18 protein-coding genes are annotated in these 16,765 nt (G+C 73.0%); 10 read left to right on the top strand and 8 right to left on the bottom strand.

Going from position 1 to position 16,765, the window contains the following annotated elements:
- Positions 1–116 precede the first annotated feature (116 nt).
- The 4 genes from ACGFIW_RS07775 (at position 117) to ACGFIW_RS07760 (ending at position 2,576) form a co-directional block, all read left to right on the top strand.
- The gene (locus ACGFIW_RS07775; RefSeq protein WP_393311765.1) at positions 117–794 is read left to right on the top strand and encodes a DivIVA domain-containing protein; all 678 of its coding nucleotides are present in this window, start codon (positions 117–119) and stop codon (positions 792–794) included.
- The gene (locus ACGFIW_RS07770; protein ID WP_393311763.1) at positions 791–1,288 is read left to right on the top strand and encodes an SRPBCC family protein; all 498 of its coding nucleotides are present in this window, start codon (positions 791–793) and stop codon (positions 1,286–1,288) included. Before ACGFIW_RS07775 ends, ACGFIW_RS07770 begins: the two co-directional genes overlap by 4 nt.
- Before the next feature lie 69 nt (positions 1,289–1,357).
- Complete coding sequence (locus tag ACGFIW_RS07765) at positions 1,358–1,927, top strand: DNA-3-methyladenine glycosylase I (protein WP_393311761.1); 570 nt, start codon at positions 1,358–1,360, stop codon at positions 1,925–1,927.
- 25 nt (positions 1,928–1,952) lie between these two features.
- Positions 1,953–2,576, top strand: coding sequence for a hypothetical protein (locus ACGFIW_RS07760; protein WP_393311759.1), 624 nt, complete (start codon positions 1,953–1,955; stop codon positions 2,574–2,576).
- On the opposite strand, the gene ACGFIW_RS07755 is transcribed toward ACGFIW_RS07760, so the two are convergent.
- Genes ACGFIW_RS07755 through ACGFIW_RS07740 form a run of 4 tightly spaced genes read right to left on the bottom strand, consistent with a single transcriptional unit; the run spans position 2,573 to position 6,801 of the window.
- Positions 2,573–3,814, bottom strand: a complete 1,242-nt coding sequence (locus tag ACGFIW_RS07755; protein ID WP_393311757.1) for a DUF1501 domain-containing protein — start codon at positions 3,812–3,814, stop codon at positions 2,573–2,575. The two genes, ACGFIW_RS07760 and ACGFIW_RS07755, sit on opposite strands and share 4 nt — an antisense overlap.
- A gap of 14 nt (positions 3,815–3,828) precedes the next feature.
- Complete coding sequence (locus ACGFIW_RS07750; protein ID WP_393311755.1) at positions 3,829–5,127, bottom strand: DUF1800 family protein; 1,299 nt, start codon at positions 5,125–5,127, stop codon at positions 3,829–3,831.
- 59 nt (positions 5,128–5,186) lie between these two features.
- The gene (locus ACGFIW_RS07745) at positions 5,187–5,978 is read right to left on the bottom strand and encodes an enoyl-CoA hydratase-related protein (protein ID WP_393311753.1); all 792 of its coding nucleotides are present in this window, start codon (positions 5,976–5,978) and stop codon (positions 5,187–5,189) included.
- 4 nt (positions 5,979–5,982) lie between these two features.
- A complete protein-coding gene (locus tag ACGFIW_RS07740) occupies positions 5,983–6,801 on the bottom strand; it encodes a PaaX family transcriptional regulator C-terminal domain-containing protein (protein ID WP_393311751.1) in 819 nt (272 codons plus the stop codon).
- Positions 6,802–6,991: 190 nt separating this feature from the next.
- On the opposite strand from ACGFIW_RS07740, the gene ACGFIW_RS07735 reads away from it, so the two are divergent.
- Positions 6,992–7,159, top strand: a complete 168-nt coding sequence (locus tag ACGFIW_RS07735) for a DUF3117 domain-containing protein (RefSeq protein ID WP_007455245.1) — start codon at positions 6,992–6,994, stop codon at positions 7,157–7,159.
- 147 nt (positions 7,160–7,306) lie between these two features.
- A complete protein-coding gene (locus ACGFIW_RS07730; protein WP_393311749.1) occupies positions 7,307–8,779 on the top strand; it encodes a leucyl aminopeptidase family protein in 1,473 nt (490 codons plus the stop codon).
- 113 nt (positions 8,780–8,892) lie between these two features.
- Here ACGFIW_RS07730 and ACGFIW_RS07725 read toward each other — a convergent pair whose 3' ends face one another.
- The gene (locus tag ACGFIW_RS07725) at positions 8,893–9,462 is read right to left on the bottom strand and encodes an O-methyltransferase (protein ID WP_393312754.1); all 570 of its coding nucleotides are present in this window, start codon (positions 9,460–9,462) and stop codon (positions 8,893–8,895) included.
- Between the two features lie 619 nt (positions 9,463–10,081).
- Between ACGFIW_RS07725 and ACGFIW_RS07720 the strand changes: the two genes are divergently transcribed.
- Both ACGFIW_RS07720 and ACGFIW_RS07715 read left to right on the top strand, forming a co-directional pair.
- Entirely contained in the window at positions 10,082–11,359 is a 1,278-nt protein-coding gene (locus ACGFIW_RS07720; protein ID WP_393311747.1) for a S1C family serine protease, read from the top strand.
- A gap of 76 nt (positions 11,360–11,435) precedes the next feature.
- On the top strand, positions 11,436–11,861 hold the full coding sequence (locus ACGFIW_RS07715; protein WP_393311745.1) for a preprotein translocase subunit TatB: 426 nt from the start codon (positions 11,436–11,438) through the stop codon (positions 11,859–11,861).
- Positions 11,862–12,074: 213 nt separating this feature from the next.
- Here ACGFIW_RS07715 and ACGFIW_RS07710 read toward each other — a convergent pair whose 3' ends face one another.
- From ACGFIW_RS07710 to ACGFIW_RS07700, 3 genes are all read right to left on the bottom strand, one after another.
- Entirely contained in the window at positions 12,075–13,223 is a 1,149-nt protein-coding gene (locus ACGFIW_RS07710) for an Mrp/NBP35 family ATP-binding protein (RefSeq protein WP_393311743.1), read from the bottom strand.
- A 76-nt stretch (positions 13,224–13,299) separates the two neighbouring features.
- Positions 13,300–13,950: a DUF1003 domain-containing protein gene (locus tag ACGFIW_RS07705; RefSeq protein WP_393311742.1), complete on the bottom strand. Its 651-nt coding sequence runs from the start codon at positions 13,948–13,950 to the stop codon at positions 13,300–13,302.
- A complete protein-coding gene (locus ACGFIW_RS07700; RefSeq protein ID WP_393311740.1) occupies positions 13,943–15,229 on the bottom strand; it encodes a magnesium transporter MgtE N-terminal domain-containing protein in 1,287 nt (428 codons plus the stop codon). The genes ACGFIW_RS07705 and ACGFIW_RS07700 overlap by 8 nt, the downstream gene beginning before the upstream one ends.
- 33 nt (positions 15,230–15,262) lie before the next feature.
- Here ACGFIW_RS07700 and ACGFIW_RS07695 point away from each other — a divergent pair, with 33 nt between their 5' ends.
- Positions 15,263–16,132 (top strand): PhzF family phenazine biosynthesis protein, encoded by an 870-nt coding sequence (locus ACGFIW_RS07695; protein ID WP_393311738.1) that lies wholly within the window; start codon positions 15,263–15,265, stop codon positions 16,130–16,132.
- 12 nt (positions 16,133–16,144) lie between these two features.
- Complete coding sequence (locus ACGFIW_RS07690) at positions 16,145–16,675, top strand: hypothetical protein (RefSeq protein ID WP_393311736.1); 531 nt, start codon at positions 16,145–16,147, stop codon at positions 16,673–16,675.
- Positions 16,676–16,765 lie beyond the last annotated feature (90 nt).

Raw genomic sequence — 16,765 nt, 5'->3', positions numbered from 1 at the left:
GCCGACCCCGACGCTAGTCGGTCGCCGGGCCGCGACCGTGGGCGGCGTCGGTACGGATCGTGATCGGGACGGGTGGCGGGGTCGCTACCGGACGGCTGTCGTGCCACGATCAGTACATGGGTCAGCTTCTGCTCCTCCTGGTCGTGGCGTTGACGGTCGCGGCGGTGATTTTCGGCGTGACGGTGCTGGTCAACGGCGGTGATCCCGGTCTGGCGCCCGCCGAGCCGGATTCGCAGGCCGTGGCGTTGCCCGGCACCCGACCACTGCGTGAGTCCGACGTGGGGGCGGTCCGGTTCGACACCGCTCTGCGCGGGTACCGGATGTCCCAGGTCGATCAGGCGATGCGCCGTGCCGCCTACGACATCGGCTACAAGTCGGAGCTGATCGGCGTGCTGGAGGCGGAGGTCGCCGCGTTGCGTGAGGGCCGCACCGACGACGCGGACGTGCTGCGTGACGCCCGCGAACAGTCCGCCACCAAGGCGGCGTCCGCGGACGCGGCCAAGCCCGACGGCGCGGAGTCCGACGGTGCGGGGTCCGATGGTGCGGGGTCCGACGTTGGTGCGGGGCCCGACGTCGCGGCGGTCTCGCCGACCGACGAGGCGGGCTCCGGGGCTGCCCCGGTCGGCGCGACCGGCACCGGCCCGCTGCCCACCGCCACCTCGTCACCGGCGGATTCCGACGGCGTGGCCGTCGTTCCCCCGAGCGACGAGCCGGCCGATCGTGAGCAGACCGACGGCACGCCCGCCGCCGGCACCGGGCACCACGGCGCGACGGTACGGTCGGAGTCGGCGTGACCGGGCCGGGCGGGGCGGACGATCTTCGTGAGGCCGCCCACCCCGGCGCCGGTGAGGTAACCGCCACCGTGATCGTCGACGCTCCCGCCGAGCGGGTCTTCGCCGCCCTGCTCGCCTGGGAGCGCCAGTCCGACTGGATCCCGTTCACCCGCGTCCGCGTGGTCGAGGGCGACGGGCGTGAGGGCAGCCGGATCGAGGCCGTGACCGCGCTCGGCCGGGCCGTGCTGCGCGACGAGATGCGGGTGGTCCGCGTCGACGAGCCGTACGAGATCGGCGTGGTGCACTACGGCCAGTTGCTGCGCGGCCCGGGTGTGCTGCGCTGCACGCAGTTGGACCGGGACCGCACCCAGGTCGTCTGGCACGAGTGGTTCCACCTGCCGGGCGGCCGGGCCGGTCGACTGGCGTGGCCGGTGCTCTGGCCCGGCTCCAAGCTCGGCCTCACCCAGGCGCTGAAGAGGTTCGCCCGTCTGGTCGAGCAGGGCCGGCTGCCCTGAGCGCGCCCGGCGCCCTGCCGGCCCGGCGGTGGCGGCGGGATGTCGGAGCTGTGCCCTAGCGTGTACGACGTGACTGACCTGGTGATCGGTGCCGACGGGCTGCCCCGTTGCGCCTGGGGGTCGAGCACCCCCGACTACGCCGTCTACCACGACACCGAGTGGGGGCGGCCGCTGCACGGCGACGACGCGCTGTATGAGCGGATGACGCTTGAGGCGTTCCAGTCCGGGTTGTCCTGGCTGACGATCCTGCGCAAGCGCCCGGCGTTCCGGCTGGCCTTCGACGAGTTCCACATCCCGACGGTCGCCGGCTACTCCGACGCCGACGTGACCCGGCTGCTCGCCGACGCCGGCATCGTCCGTAACCGGGCCAAGATCGAGGCGGCGATCGCCAACGCCCGCGCCGCCCTGGAGCTGCCGGAAGGGCTGTCCGCGCTGCTCTGGTCCTTCGCCCCGGCGCCCCGACCCGCCCGCCTCACCTCGTTCGCCGAGCTGGCTCCGATCACCGCGGAGTCGACGGCGATGGCCAAGGCGCTCAAGAAGCGCGGCTTCCGGTTCGTCGGCCCGACCACCGCGTACGCGCTGATGCAGGCCACCGGCATGGTCGACGATCACATCGTCGGCTGTCACGTCACCCGCTGACCGGCGACATGATGAGATGGCAGGCATGACGACCGAGACCGCGCACCGGGCCGGTGGATCCGGCCGTGCCGACGGCGTGGGCACCTGGGCGGTGCTGCTGCCCGCCGAGCGGTACGACGCCGAGCGGCTCGTGCACCACGACACGTTGGAGTTGACCGGTCTGGCCGACACCGCCCGGCCGGGGCCGGGAGACCGGGTGGCGGTGCTCGTCGACGCGCCGCCACGGCTGGTCGCGCTCGGCCGGGTCAGCACGCCGGGTCAGCGCCACCGGGACGACCCGGACGACCCACAGTCGCCGGTCGAGCCGGAGTCGGTCGTCGTGGCGTACACCCGGCGGGCCTTCGACGAGCCGGTGCCGGCCGACCTGCTGACGCTCGACGGGCCGGTCACCGCGCTGGACCCGGCGGCCTTCCGGGCGCTGGCCGACCAGCTCGGCCCACCCCCGGCCCGACGCACCTGGCTGGTCAGCCTCGACCTGCCGATCGAGGCCGCCACGCGGGCCGAGGCGGTCCGGCTGTTCTGGTCGTACGTGCAGGAGCTGGGCCCGCGTGAGCTGCCCACCTTCGTCTCGCCGTCCGGCGACGAACTGGCCATGCAGGCGTTCGTGCTGGGCGAGCAGGCCAACCAGGACCCGGAAGAGGACGACTAGAAGAGTTTGTCCACCCGTCCCCGCCAGTCGGCGAGGATCGGGCCCGGGTCGGTGTCCAGCACCCGTTCCAGCAGCGTGGCGTAGACATCCCGGAAGTCGGTGGTGAATTTCAGGTCGCCGTCGTCGAGATCGGTGAGGCTCGGCGGCGCGCCGTGCCAGCCACCCCGGACACCCGCGCCGAGAAGCAGCACGTCCGAGGCGGTGCCGTGGTCGGTGCCGTCCGAGGCGTTGGCCCGGACGCGACGGCCGAACTCGGAGTAGACCGCCACCACCACCTTCCGACCCGCCTCGGTGCGGCTCATCCGGTCGGCGAACCCGGTCAACGCCCGGTCCACCTGACCCAGCAGGACGGCCTGTAGCTGCTTCTCGTCGGCGTGGGTGTCGAAGCCGCCGAGCGACACCGAGAAGGCCCGGGTGGACACTTCCGCCTCGACGCACTGCGCGACCAGGTCGAGCTGCGCGTCGAGTGGGGTGCGTGCCCCACCGGTCGCCGTGGCGGGCGCCTGCTCGCCGTCCGGGTCCGCCGCGTCCGGGTCGGCGGAGTCGCGTACCTGGCGGATCATCTCGTCCACCGACCGCAGGTCGGCGAAGCAGGCGGCGGCCCGGCCCCGGGCCGCCGACTCACCCGCCTCGGCGGCGGAGAGCGCGGTCAGCGTCTCGGCGGGCAGCCCCTTGGCGGCCTTCCGGTCGGCCACCGGCACGGCCGCGCCCGCGCTTCGCTCCCCGGCCAACAGTGGCGGCAGCGCCGGCTCGAAGGAGACCGCCAGTCGGGGGTCGCCACCGGCGGAGTCCAGCCAACGACCCAGCCAACCGGTGTTGCCCGGCCGGTCCGGCTGGGCGGTGTGCCAGATGTCCATCGACCGGAAGTGGCTGCGGTCCGGCTTCGGGTAGCCGACCCCGCGCACGATCGCCAACCCACCGCCGGACCAGCGGCGGTGCAGGCCGGCCAGCGCCGGGTTGAGGCCGAAACCGTCGTCCAACCGCAGCACCTCCCCATCCGGGTACGCCAGCTCGGGGCGGGCCGCCCGGTAGGCCGGATCGGCGTACGGGATGACCGTGTTGAGCCCGTCGTTGCCGCCGTAGAGGGTCACCAGCACCAGCGTGCGGGCCTGCGGATCACGGTCCCCGCTGGTGTCCAGCAGGTCCCGCAGGCGGTACGCGCCGGCGCCGGCGGCCAGCGCGCCCGCGCCGACCACCCCGCTGGTCAGCAGGAACCTGCGTCGGGTCTGGGTGTCCATGTCGACTCCTCCGCTCAGCTGACTGTGTATTCGGGGCTGACCAGGCCGGCGGCCAACAGCTTGCGGGGCTCGCCGGCCAGCGGGGTGAGGGCGGCCCGGGTACGTGCCCCCCAACCGTCGACCACCAGTAGCCGGGCCAGCGCGTCCGGTCGGCCGGCGGTGGGCGCGGCGGTCAGCCGGGCCAGCACCGCCGGCGCCACCGCGGCGGCGAGCGTCCCGGCGGTCCGCAGTCGGGCCTGCAACGACGAGGTGGTCAGCCAGGCGGCCCCGGCCGGCCAGCCGCCCACGCTCGGTGGTCGCAACGGCACCTGGTCCAGCGCGTTCAGGCTGGCCAGGAGCTGCTTGTGTTGCTGCTCGGGCAGGGCGGAGGGTCGGATGCCCAACTGCCGCAGCGCGCCGACCAACCACTCCACCGGCTGCTTGACGAGCGTGCCCCGGGTCTGTGCGAAGGCCGGCGACGAGAAGATCGCCCGCAGCGTCGCGATGGTGTCCGCGCCGGCCAGGCCCTGCGGTGCCGGGACGTCGGTGCCGGCGTAGCGGAACCAGAGCCGCCCGGCCACGAAGGTCGCCGCCGCCGGTTGGGCGGCCAGCAGCCCGGCGTACGCCTCGGCGTCGAACCGGCCGCTCTGCCCGAGGATGGTCTTCGCGCCGGGGTCGTGCCGTTTGGCCTCGAAGCGGGCCACCCCGGTACGCCTGTCGACCACCCAGCCCGTCAGGGCACGCGCGCCGGCCTTCACGTCCGCCTCGGAGTAGTTGCCGATGCCGAGGGTGAACAACTCCATCAGCTCGCGGGCCAGGTTCTCGTTCGGCGCCTTGCGGGTGTTCTTCTGCCCGTCCAGCCAGATGATCAGGGCGGGGTCCCGCACCATCGCGGACACCAGCGGGGCCAGCGGACCGCGACCGTGCCGGCGCAGCGTGTCCAGTTGGCCCTGCATCACCCGCGCCGACTTGACCTTCTGCGCGCTGGTCGCCCAGTGCCCGTGCCAGAAGAAGAGCAGCTTCTCGGTCAGCCCGTCCTCGGCGGCCACCATCCGGTCCAGCCACCAGCCGGTGACCTGCTGGAGCTGCTTGCGACGCTCCGCGTTGGCCTGCTGCCGCTGCTCGCGGGTGGATTCGCCGCTCAGCCCGGCGTACGGGTCGGCGGCCAGCACCGGCGGCGGAGTGGCCGCCGCGCCACGATCGGTCCGGGTCGGGGTGAGCAGGCTGTCCAGGGTGGCCGCCGGACCGGCCCGCTCGGCGGCGTCCACCTCGTCTGCGGTCGGCCCGAAGGTGGCCCGGCGCAGCAGGTGCGCCACCGCTTCACGATCGCTCATGGACGCCGACGCTAGGCGGCCGATGTTCGAGGACGGTAAGGGCGGCGTGCGAATTGCGTTCAGCGTCCCTCGAAGACCGGTTTCTGCTTGGCGACGAAGGCGAGCGTGGCCGCCCGGTGATCGGCGGTGGCACCGCAGATCGACTGGGCCTGCGCCTCGGCCGCGAGGGCGTCGGCGAGGGTGCCGGCGTCGGCGATGGAGAGCTGCCGCTTGATCGCCCCGTAGGCGATGGTCGGGCCGGCGGCGAGGCGAGCGGCCAGCTCCTGGGCGGTCGGCAACACCAACTCGTCGTCATCCACCAGGCGGTTGAGCAGGCCCAGCCGGCAGGCCTCCTCGGCGCGGACGGGCTCCGCCAGCAGCAGCAGCTCCACCGCCTTGGCGTGGCCGACCAGTCGGGGGAGGGTCCAGGAGGCGCCGGTGTCGGCGGCGAGGCCCACCTTGGCGAAGGCCATCAGGAAGCTGGTGGTCGGGCCACCGATGCGGATGTCGGCGAGGAACGCCAACGACGCGCCCGCGCCGGCGGCCATGCCACGAACCGCGGCGATCACCGGTTTGGGCAGGTTGGCGAGCCGAGCGGCGATCGGGTTGTAGTGCGCCCGCACGGTGCCCAGGGGATCACCCGCGGAGTTCTCCAGGGTCGATACGTGCTCGCGCAGATCCTGACCGGCGCTGAACGAGCTGCCGGCCCCGGCCAGCACGACCGCCCGGCACGACCGGTCGGTCTCCAGCTCCGCCAGGGTGTCCCGCAGCGCCTCCTTCAGCGCCACGTCGAGCGCGTTCATCGCGTCCGGCCGGTTCAGCGTGAGGGTGACGACGGCGTCGGTCCGGTCGACCAGCAGCGGCTCGGTCACGTGTCTAACGACCCTTCTGTCGGACGAGGCGGTTGCCGGAATCGAGGCACTGTTCGACGTACCGGTCCGCGGCCGGACGCAGGCGGGCCGCGTGCCGGTCGAAGAAACTGGCCGCGGCGGTGCCGGGCCAGCGTTCGGGCAGCAGCGCCGGGGGCAGCTGCGGGTCCCGGAAGAGGAACGTACGCCACGCGTGCACGAGCCGGAACCGGGTCGCGTACGCCTCCTCGTCGCTGCTGCGCACCGTGACGGCGGAGAGGAGGGGGCGTTGGTCCGCGACGAACTGCTCGTATGCGCGGCCGATCTCGGTCAGGTTCCATGCGCGCCGGACGACGCCCATCGCGCCGGGGGTGCCCGAGAAGTGCGAGGCGGTGAACCGCTCGAACCGGATGCCGGCCTCGGCGAGGATCAGGTCGACGTCGTCGGCGGGGCGGGTCGCGACCCAGGTCTGCTCGTCGAGCGTGCCGTAGCCGAGGAAACTCAGGTTCGCGGCGAGCCGCTGCCGGTCCCGTCGGGAGCCGGGGGCCTCCAACACCAGCAGATCGAATCGACCGTCCCAGGTGACCCGGCCGGTCCGGTAGATCCGCGAGGCTGCCTCGTCGAGTCGCCGGGCGGCTTTCGGTGTGATCGAATAGCCCGGTCCAGAGGTCAACCGCAGCGGTTCGAGCCAGCCCTGACGCACCATCCGGGACACGGCGGTGCGAACGGCTGGCGGTGCGATTCCCAGCGGCGCCAGTAGCTTGACCAGGGCAGCAACCGGTGCGCGGCCACCCCTCGGTCGGAGGTGGTCGCCGTACAGGTCGAAGAGTGCCGACCGTGCCTGCATGACCGCACATTGTGACAGGCCTTCTCAAGATAAGCTAGATGCTGTTACATCAATGCTGCTCCGGTTTGGGTCCGGCGGTGTTCATCAGGGAAAATCGTCTGTCGACACCCCCGCGACCGTTGCGGGTGGTCGTGACGAAGTGGCTGTGGGGCAACCCACCGACCCTGGTGTAGGTCTGAGGGGAGACAACATGGCGGCGATGAAGCCGCGGACGGGCGACGGTCCGCTGGAAGTCACCAAGGAGGGGCGGGGCATCGTCATGCGGGTCCCGCTGGAGGGCGGTGGCCGGCTCGTCGTCGAGATGACTCCCGACGAGGCCAACGCGCTCGGTGACGCGTTGAAGGCGGCGGCCGGCTGAGTAAGGAGTGGTCCGGGCGGCTTCCGCCGCCCGGAGCGTTCTTCGGGCCCTGAGTCACCGGTATCGCCGGTGGCTCAGGGTCTTCATCGGCGCGGGCAGGCGGGTTCGGTTCCGCTCCGCGACACTTCCCTGGAGGTACGGTTCCGCGTGCTCGCCATCCGTCTGATCGCCGAGCCCGACCGGCTCGACGTCCTCGTCCTGCCTGTCCGTCCCGCCGACCCGGCGGCGGACGGTGGCGCCTCGGCCGAGCCCGTGTCGACAGTCACGACGCCCCCGGACGACACGGCCGGGGAGGCCGCCGCGCTGGTGCCGGCGGCCCGGCTGACCGGCCGAGCCGGCGAGATCCACACCCAGCTTCGCCCCGGGCGCACCCCGGGTCGGCTCCTGCTGCTCGGCGTCGGCGACGGTGGCGAGGCGGCCTGGCGGACGGCAGGCGCGGCCCTGGCCCGCTCCGCCGTGGATGAGACGCATATCACCATCGCGCTGCCGGCCGAGGTCACTCCGGCCGCGGTGCGCGGGCTGACCGAGGGGCTGCTGCTCGCCCCGTACCGATACCGGCTGACCGAGGCGGTCGACCCACCGGCGCTTCGCGGCGTCGACCTGCTGCTCGCCGACCCGGTCACGTTCGAGGCCACCGTCGCCACCGCCCGGACCACCGCGGCGATGACCCATCTCGCCCGTGACCTGACCAACACCCCCTCGTCGGTGAAGACCCCGCAGTGGTTCGCCGACCAGGTGACCTCCGCCGCCGCCGACCTGCCGGACCTGCGACTGCGGGTCCGGGGCCCGGCCGAACTGGCCGCCGAGGGCTTCGGCGGGATCCTCGCCGTGGGCGGTGGCTCGGCCAGCGGCCCCCGACTCGTCGAGCTGGACTGGCACCCCGCCGACGCGCGCACGCACGTGGTGCTTGTCGGCAAGGGCATCACCTTCGACACCGGCGGCATCTCGATCAAGCCGGTGCCGGCGATGAAACTGATGCGCAAGGACATGGCCGGCGCGGCCGCGGTCGTCGCCGCCACCCTCGGCGCCGCCGCGCTGCGGCTGCCGGTCCGGATCACCACGCTGGCCCCGCTCGCCGAGAACATGGTCAGCGGCGCGGCGTTCCGCCCCGGCGACGTGATCCGGCACTACGGCGGCACGACAAGCGAGACGACGAACTCCGACGCCGAGGGCCGTCTGGTCCTCGCCGACGCCCTGGCGTACGCGGTGCAGCAGCTCAAACCGGACCTGCTGCTCGACCTGGCCACCCTCACCGGTGCCAACGCCGTCGCCCTGGGCAAGCGCACCGCCGCCCTGTACAGCGAGAACGACCAACTGGCCGCCGACGTGCTGGCCGCGACCGAGGCCGCCGGCGAGTCCGCGTGGCGGATGCCGTTGCACAACGACTACGCCGAATACCTGGGCAGCGACATCGCCGATCTCTACAGCGCGCCGGCACAGGGCGCCGGCTCGGTGCTGGCAGCCCTCTACCTGCGCGAGTTCACCGGCGAACTACGGGACCGCTGGCTGCACCTGGACATGTCGGCCCCGTCCTGGGCGGACGGCGACGACGCCGAGGTCAGCCGCGGCGCCACCGGCTGGGGCGTGCGGTGGCTGCTGCGCTGGCTGGCCAGCGTCTAGGTCCCCCGCGCGTCAAGGTCCCCCGCGCGATCTTGCACTTGCTGTCCGGATACAAGGGGCATTCCCGGCGTATCGGCGACCGAAAGTGCAAGATCGGCGGTGTGGGGTCTGGGTCAGCACTTCACCGCGGCGAGCACCCCGTGTCCGACCGGGAGCAGCGCGGGGATCCAGTGCTCCGACTCGCGGACCGCTTTGATCGTCTCGCGGACCGTCACCGTCTCCGCGTCCCGGGCGGCCGGGTCACCGATCCGGCCGCCGGCCAGCACACCGTTGAGCGCGAGCACGCCGCCCGGGCGCAACAGCCGCAGCGCGGCCTCCACACAGGCGTGGAAGCCGGTCGCCTCCGCGTCCACGAAGACCAGGTCGTACGCGCCGTCGGCCAGCCGGGGCAGCACGTCGAGCGCACGACCGGTGATGATCCGGGTGCGGCCGGCGGCGAAGCCCGCCTCGGCGAAGATCCGCCGCGCGATCCGCTGATGCTCCACCTCCACGTCGATGGTGGTGAGCACACCGTCGGCGCGCATTCCGCGCAGCAACCAGACCCCGCTCACTCCGGTGCCGGTGCCGATCTCCACCACCGCGCGGGCGTTGCCGGCGGCGGCCAGCAGCCGCAACGCCGCGCCCGCACCGGGCGTGACGGCGTCGAGGCCCACCTCCAGGGCCAGGCTGCGAGCGGTGCGCAGGACGAGATCCTCGGTGACGTAAGACTCGGCGAACTGCTGAGCCTGGGCCGTCGAACTGCCGGTACCGGCGACCGTGGCGATGGGGCACCTCCGGGGGCGGTGCGTGGTGCGGGGGCGGGTTGGCACTGTGAGCGTAGAGGCGACCGCCGCGGGCCGCAGTCGGGCCTCCGGCTGAAGCGATCACCGGGTCAACCGCTGACCCCACCGCGTGCATCCGTGCAATCCTGGAAGCGGTATCCCGTCAGCCGCGACCAAACGGCCCATGGCCGGGCGGCGCGGCGCGGGATCCGGGGACGGACTGGGAGGCACCAACGTGACCGACGGCTGGGACTGGCGCCGGGGCGGTGAGACTCCGGCTCCGGCGCAACCGCCCGGGGCAGGGACTCCACCGGTGGGACCGCCGACCACGCCGGGCGTCGGCAGCACGCCCGCTGCTGTGCCTCCGGGTGGTGCGCCGGCTGTGCCGCCGGGTAGTGCGCTGGCTGGGCCGCCGGCCGGCGGATCGGCTGTGCCTCCGGGTGGTGCGTCCGTTGTGCCGCCGGGCAGTGCGCCGGCTGTGCCACCGGGTGGCGGGTCCGTTGTGCCGCCGGGTGGCGGGTCGGCATACGGGTACCCGCCGGTGGGGGGTGTGCCGGCCGTGGGGCCGTCGGCGGGCTGGCCGGTGCCGACCGCGGGCGCGACCGGTACGGCTGGTGCGTCGCCCTGGTGGTCGGACGCGCTCGCCGATCCCTGGCGGGATCCGGCGGCACCGGCCGCCGTGGTGGTGCCCGGGGTGGTGGCGGCCGGCACCGAGCCCGAGCCGGTCTCCGATCCGGACGCGCCGGGTCGGCCGAGGCTACGCCACCTGTTGCTCATTCCCGTGATCACCGCGTTGCTGGCCGGCGCCCTCGGTGGGGCGTTGGGCTACGCGTTGGCGGTACGCGGCGGGGTTGGTGGTGGGGTGGTCCTCGGCGGTGCGCCAGCCGAGGCGCCGGCGCTGGCCCAGCGCAAGCCGGAGTCGCTGGCCAGTGTCGCCGAACGTGTCCTGCCCAGCGTGGTCACCGTCCGGGTGAGCAGCCTCGGCGGGACCAGCGAGGGCTCCGGGTTCATCGCCACCGCCGACGGCCACGTGATCACCAACGACCACGTGGTGGCCGGCGGCACCGGTAAGGCGTCGGTGGTCTTCAACGACGGCAGCACCGCGCCGGCGACCATCGTCGGTCAGGATCCGGAGTCGGACATCGCGGTGATCAAGGTGAGTCGTACCGGGCTGCGACCTGTGGAGTTCGGCGATTCCGACTCGTTGGCGGTCGGTGACCCGGTGCTCGCCATCGGCTCGCCGCTGTCGCTTGCCAACACGGTCACCGCCGGCATCGTGAGCGCCGTGGACCGGACGATGCAGGCCGGTGAGCCGGGTGGCCCGATGCGCTACTACGCGGCCATCCAGACCGACGCCGCGGTCAACCACGGCAACTCGGGCGGGCCGTTGGTCGACGGCGCGGGACGGGTGGTCGGGGTGAACTCGACGATCAAGTCACTTGTCGCCGAGGGGCAGGAAGCCGGCAACATCGGGCTCGCCTTCGCCATCCCGATCAACCAGGCCAAGCGGGTGACCCAGGAGATCATCGGCACCGGCAAGGCCCGGCGTACGGTGATCGGCGCCCGAGCGGAGGGCCCGACCGGGGCCGCCGGGGGTGGCCTTCGGCTGGCGGAGGTGGAGCCGTCCGGGCCGGCGGACAGCGCCGGACTGAAGGTCGGCGACGTCATCCTCAAGATCAACGGAAGGCCGATGACTGAGCCGACGGACCTGACCGCGTTGGTCCGCAAGTTCGCGCCCGGCTCGGTGGTGTCTGTCGAGTTTCGACGGGGCTCCGCCCGGCAGAACACCTCGGTAACTCTCGCCGCGGACGCGAAGTGAACAGCGGCTCACCCCTTGCCCGAAAGCCGGGCGGCGTGCGTAGTCTTGCTGCTGACGCCGAGAGGAGGCCCGCGGGATGCTCGACAACCTGAACTGGTGGGAGATCGGTGCGCTGCTGCTCCTGGCGCTGTTGATCTTCGGTGACAAGCTGCCCACGGTCATCAACGACGGCCTGCGGCTGGTGCGCAACCTGCGCAACATGGCCCGTAACGCCACCGGCGACCTGAGCCGTGAGCTGGGCACCGACATCCAGCTTGAGGACCTGCACCCGAAGGCGTTCATCCGCAAGCACCTCCTCAGCGAGGAGGACGAGGCGGCGATCCGCAAGCCGTTGCAGGGCGTCTACGACAACCTGCGTGCGGACGTCAGCAGCGTGCACGACGACCTGAAGGACGTGGCCAGCGCCGCGGACCTGCGGTCGAACGGCACCGGGCCCGGCACCGCCACCAGCAGCAGCTCCCCGGCCCCGGCACCCCGCGTCAGCTACGACGACGCCACCTGACCGCCAGCCACCCCCACTCGCGGGTGTTACCGAGATCGACTCGGTTTTCAGGAAGTCGGCCGTTCTACGGGCACCAGATGCCCCGATTTCCTGAAAGCCGAGTTGATCAAGCTGCCCCGCGCCCGGCGATCAGCCCGCGCCCACCGGCCAGCCCGCCGCCCGGCGGCGACCAGTCAGCGCCAGCGTGCGGCGGCGGGCAGGGGCGCTCGGCGGTCAGCGGCCGGCGGGCTTGAGACCTAGCGGCTTGCCGAGCAGCGACTCACGGCGTAGGGCGAGCCGGTCGGCGACCGCGCCGAGGGCCTGCGCGGCCGGGGACGCCGGTTCGGCCAGCACGATCGGGTTGCCGGCGTCGCCGGCCTCGCGGACGCGGGTGTCCAGTGGGATCTGGCCGAGCAGCGGCACCTGGGCGCCGATGGTCCGGCTCAGCGACTCGGCGACGGCCGTACCGCCCCCGGCACCGAAGATCTCCATCCGGGAGCCGTCCGGCAATTCCAGCCAGGACATGTTCTCGATGACGCCGACCACCCGCTGGTGGGTCTGTAGGGCGATCGCACCGGCCCGCTCCGCCACCTCGGCGGCGGCGGTCTGTGGGGTGGTGACGATCAGGATCTCCGAGTTGGGCAGGAGTTGGGCCAGTGAGATGGCCACGTCACCCGTGCCCGGCGGCAGGTCGAGCAGGAGCACGTCGAGATCGCCCCAGTAGACGTCGGCCAGGAACTGCTGCAACGCCCGGTGCAGCATCGGACCGCGCCACACCACCGCGGCGTTGCCGGAGGTGAACATGCCGATGGAGATCACCTTCACGCCGTGCGACTGCGGCGGCATGATCATGTCTTCGACGCGGGTGGGCCGGGCCTCCGTGCCGAGCATCCGGGGCACCGAGTGGCCGTAGATGTCCGCGTCGACCACACCGACGGAGAGCCCGCGGGCGGCGAGCGCCGCTGCCAGGTTGACCGTCACGCTGGACTTGCCGACACCGCCCTTGCCGCTGGCCACCGCGTACACCCGGGTGCGCGAGCCGGGCTGGGCGAACGGGATGACCGGCTCCTCGGTGGCGCCTCCGCCGCGCAGCTGCGACTGCAACGACTGCCGCTGCTCGGGGGTCATCACACCGAAGTCGATCTCCACGCCGGTGACGCCGGGCACCGCGGCGACCGCGGTGGTGATGTCCGTACGCAGCTTGTCCTTGAGTGGGCAGCCGGCGACGGTGAGCAGCAGCTCGACGCGGACGACGCCGTTGGCAGCGATCGTGGCGGAGCGGACCATGCCCAGCTCGGTGATGGGCCGGCGGATCTCCGGGTCGTTGACGGTGGCCAGCGCGGCCTGGATCGCGTCCTCGACGGTGCTCACGGGTGCTGACATGCCCGCAATGCTACGTCGCGGGGCATCCGTTGCCGCCGCTGCCCGGTGCGGTGTGAGCCAATCGATGACCCACCGATCAGCTGTCCGACCGGCGCGGCCCGGTGCCGTCCGGCCGGGCGTCCCGGACGAAGTCGCCGTCCAGGTCGTCGCGTGGCTCGTCCAGGCCGACACCGTCGGTCGGTCGTTGGCCGCGCTTCTCCTGCCGGCTGTCCTTCTCCTGTTGGCGGCGTTCCAGCCGCTGCCGGCGCTGCCCCATCTCGTCCAGTTCCTCGGCCAGTCGGGCCAGCTCGGAGCGGAGGAAGTCGCGGGTGGCCACCTCACCCAGCGCGATCCGCAGTGCCGCGATCTCCCGGGCCAGGTACTCGGTGTCCGCCTTCTGCGCGGTGGCTCGCCGCCGGTCCTCCTCCAGGGCCACCCGGTCCCGGTCCGCCTGCCGGTTCTGGGCCAGCAGGATCAGCGGGGCCGCGTAGCTGGCCTGCAACGACAACACCAGGGTCAAGAACGTGAAGGTGTACGGGTCGAAGCGCAGGTTCGCCGGGGCCACCGTGTTCCAGACGAACCAGATCGTGATCACCACCGTCATGACGACGATGAAGTTCGCGGTCCCCATGCCCCGGGCGATGCCCTCCGACCACCTGCCGAACGCCTCCGCGTCGAACCGGGGCAGCTTGATGCCCCCGGGCTCACGCGGCTGGTCGAGTCGCTCGTTACGCCGCTGCTCAGCCATCCGCGCCGTCCAGCGCCGCGTCGGTGGTGCCCGGGGCGGTCAGGGCGTCACGGTCCCGCCAGTCCCGGGGTAGCGAGTGGTCCAGCACGTCGTCCACGGTCACGGCGCCGACCAGCCGGTTGCTCCGGTCGATCACCGGCATGGCGACCAGGTCGTAGGTGGCCATCCGGCGGGTGATCTCCGGCAGCGGGGTGGTCGGGCGCAGCGGGTCGATGTCGTTGACCACCACCTTGCCCAGCAGGTCGGCAGGAGGCTCGCGCAGCAGCGCCTGGAAGTGCACCATGCCCAGGTAGCGGCCGGTCGGGGTGTTCTGCGGTGCCCGGGTCACGAAGACCTGCGCGGCGACGGCGGGGGACAACTGTGGCTCCCGGATCCGGGCCAGCGCCTCGGCGACTGTGGCGTCCGGCGGCAGGATGACCGGCTCCGAGGTCATCACACTGCCCGCCGTTCCGGGCGTGTACTTCAGGAGCTGACGCACCGGGTCGGCCTCGTCCGGCTCCATCAGGTCCAGCAGCACGTCCTGCTCCGGTGGGGGCAGCTCGTTGAGCAGGTCGGCGGCGTCGTCCGGGTCCATCTCCTCCAGCACGTCCGCGGCCCGTTCCCGGTCCAGTGCCGCGAGGATCTCCACCTGGTCGTGCTCCGGCAACTCGCTGAGCACGTCGGCCAGCCGCTCGTCGTCCAACGCCGCCGCGACCTCGTTACGCCGGGCGTCGGGCAGATCCTGAAGCGCGTTGGCCAGGTCGGCCGGTCGCATGTCCTCCAGGACGGCGAGCAGATTCGCCGTACCCCGGTTGTCGGCGATGCCGCTGAGGCCGCGCACCCGGTCCCACTCGACCTGGTGCAGGTGGCCGCGGCGGCTGAGCCGACCGCTCTGCTCGCGTACCGCGACACGGGTCAGTGACCACTCGCCGCCCCGGGTGCACTCCATCGCGACGTCCACGACCGTGCCGGGCTGGCCACCCGGGTCGAGTTGCACCCGCCGGTCGAGCAGTTCCTGGAGGACCAGCAGCTCGTTGCCGCGTTTCTCGAACCGGCGCAGGTTGAGGGTGCCGGAGCCGAGCACGACGGCGTCCGCGTCGATGGAGGTGATCCGGTTGATGGACAGGAAGATCCGACGACGCATCGGCATCTCGGCCACGAGGCCGACCACCTCCGGCGGTCGTTTGGTCGCCCGTAGCCGTGCCACGGCGTCGCGAACCCGGCCCACCTGGTCGCCGTTCGGGTCGAAGACGGCGACTCCGGCGAGACGGGCGATGTAGACCCGGGTCGGCGTGCTCACGGGCACCAGCCTAAGCGCCTAGTGTTTATCAACATGTCGACCTTGGCCTACGAGATCGTGGACGTCTTCACCGACCGCCCCTTCGCCGGCAACCCGCTGGCCGTGGTGTTCGGCGCGGAAGGGCTGGCCACCGAGCAGATGCAGGCGCTCGCGCTGGAGTTCAACCTTTCCGAAACGGTGTTCGTGCTGCCGCCGACCCAGGTCGGAGCCACCTACCGGGCCAGGATCTTCACCCCGGCCGAGGAGTTGCCGTTCGCCGGGCACCCCAGCGTCGGTGCGGCGGTCACCGCGAGCCGGCGGGGCCTCTTCGCTGTGGGGCAGGTCACTCAGGAATGCGCGGCCGGGGTGCTGCCGATCGAGGTGACCCCGACCGGGGCGACGCTGACCGGTGGCGCCCCGACCCTCGGGCCGGAGTTGGACCCGGAGCCGTTGCTGGAGATCGCCGGGTTGACCGCGGACGACCACGTCGGGCCTGCGCCCCGCGTCGCCGGCTGCGGGCTGGAGTTCCCGTACCTGCCGGTGCGACCGGAGTCGGTGGCCCGCGCCCGCGTGCAGCCGGCGGCGGCGCAGCGGTACGGGGTGTCGCAGGTCAGCGTCTTCTCCTGGGACGCCGCCGCGCACACCGCACACGCCCGGGTGTTCGTGCCGGGGATGGGCGTCCCGGAGGATCCGGCTACCGGCTCGGCGGCGCTGGGCCTCGGTGTGTGGCTGGTGGCGACCGGGCTGCTGCCCGGCGAGGGGCTGTCGGAGTACGCGGTCCGCCAGGGTGTGGAGATGAACCGCCCGTCCGCGCTGACCTGCACGGTCACCGCGGCGAACGGGGTGGCGGTCGGGGCGACGGTCGCCGGCCAGGTGATGCCGGTGGCCCGGGGCGAGATCAGCGTTCCACCCTTCGTGGGTTGAGCGGAGGCACCGATGGGGGAGGATGCGGGTGTGACGGACGAGGACGCCCCCGGCGGCACGCCGCTTGTCGACGAGGCGATGAAGAAGGCCGCCGTGGCCTGGGTCAGCGTGTCCGGCGGGCCGGCGCTCGCGCTCTGGTGCGCCCCACTCGAGGGCGCGCTGCTGGTGGTCTCCGGGCCGGGCGAGCAGACCGCGCCGGGCCTCGCCGACGCGACCGAGGCGCAGGTCACCCTGCGCGGTGACCACGGCGGTCGGATCGTCACCTGGCCGGCCCGGGTGAGCCGGGTGCGGCCGGGCACCGAGGCGTGGGACACCGCCGCTCCCCTGGTGGCGGCGAAGCGCCTCAACGCGCCGGGCCCGACCGCCGACCTGGTGGCCCGGTGGGCCGCGGACGGGTGCGCGGTGAACCGACTCAGCCCGGCCGGCACACCGTTGGCCGGCGCGGACCTGCCGGCCGACGCGCAGGCCGAGCCACCCCGGGCCACCCCGGCGGTCCGGGCCACCCGCAAACCGTTCCGCCTGCACCGGGTCCGCCGCCGCTGACCATGCCTGCCCGCGCGGGGGCCACCGCCGCTTGAGCCCCGCCTACGCCGGGTTCGCCGATGCTGGGCTGGCCCGTGCCGGGTTTGCCGT

This window comes from Micromonospora sp. NPDC048935 (assembly GCF_043197875.1).
In the GTDB taxonomy this organism is placed as follows: domain Bacteria; phylum Actinomycetota; class Actinomycetes; order Mycobacteriales; family Micromonosporaceae; genus Micromonospora.
Note: the sequence above shows the minus strand (reverse complement) of the source record. Positions and strands in the feature narration are given on the sequence as shown.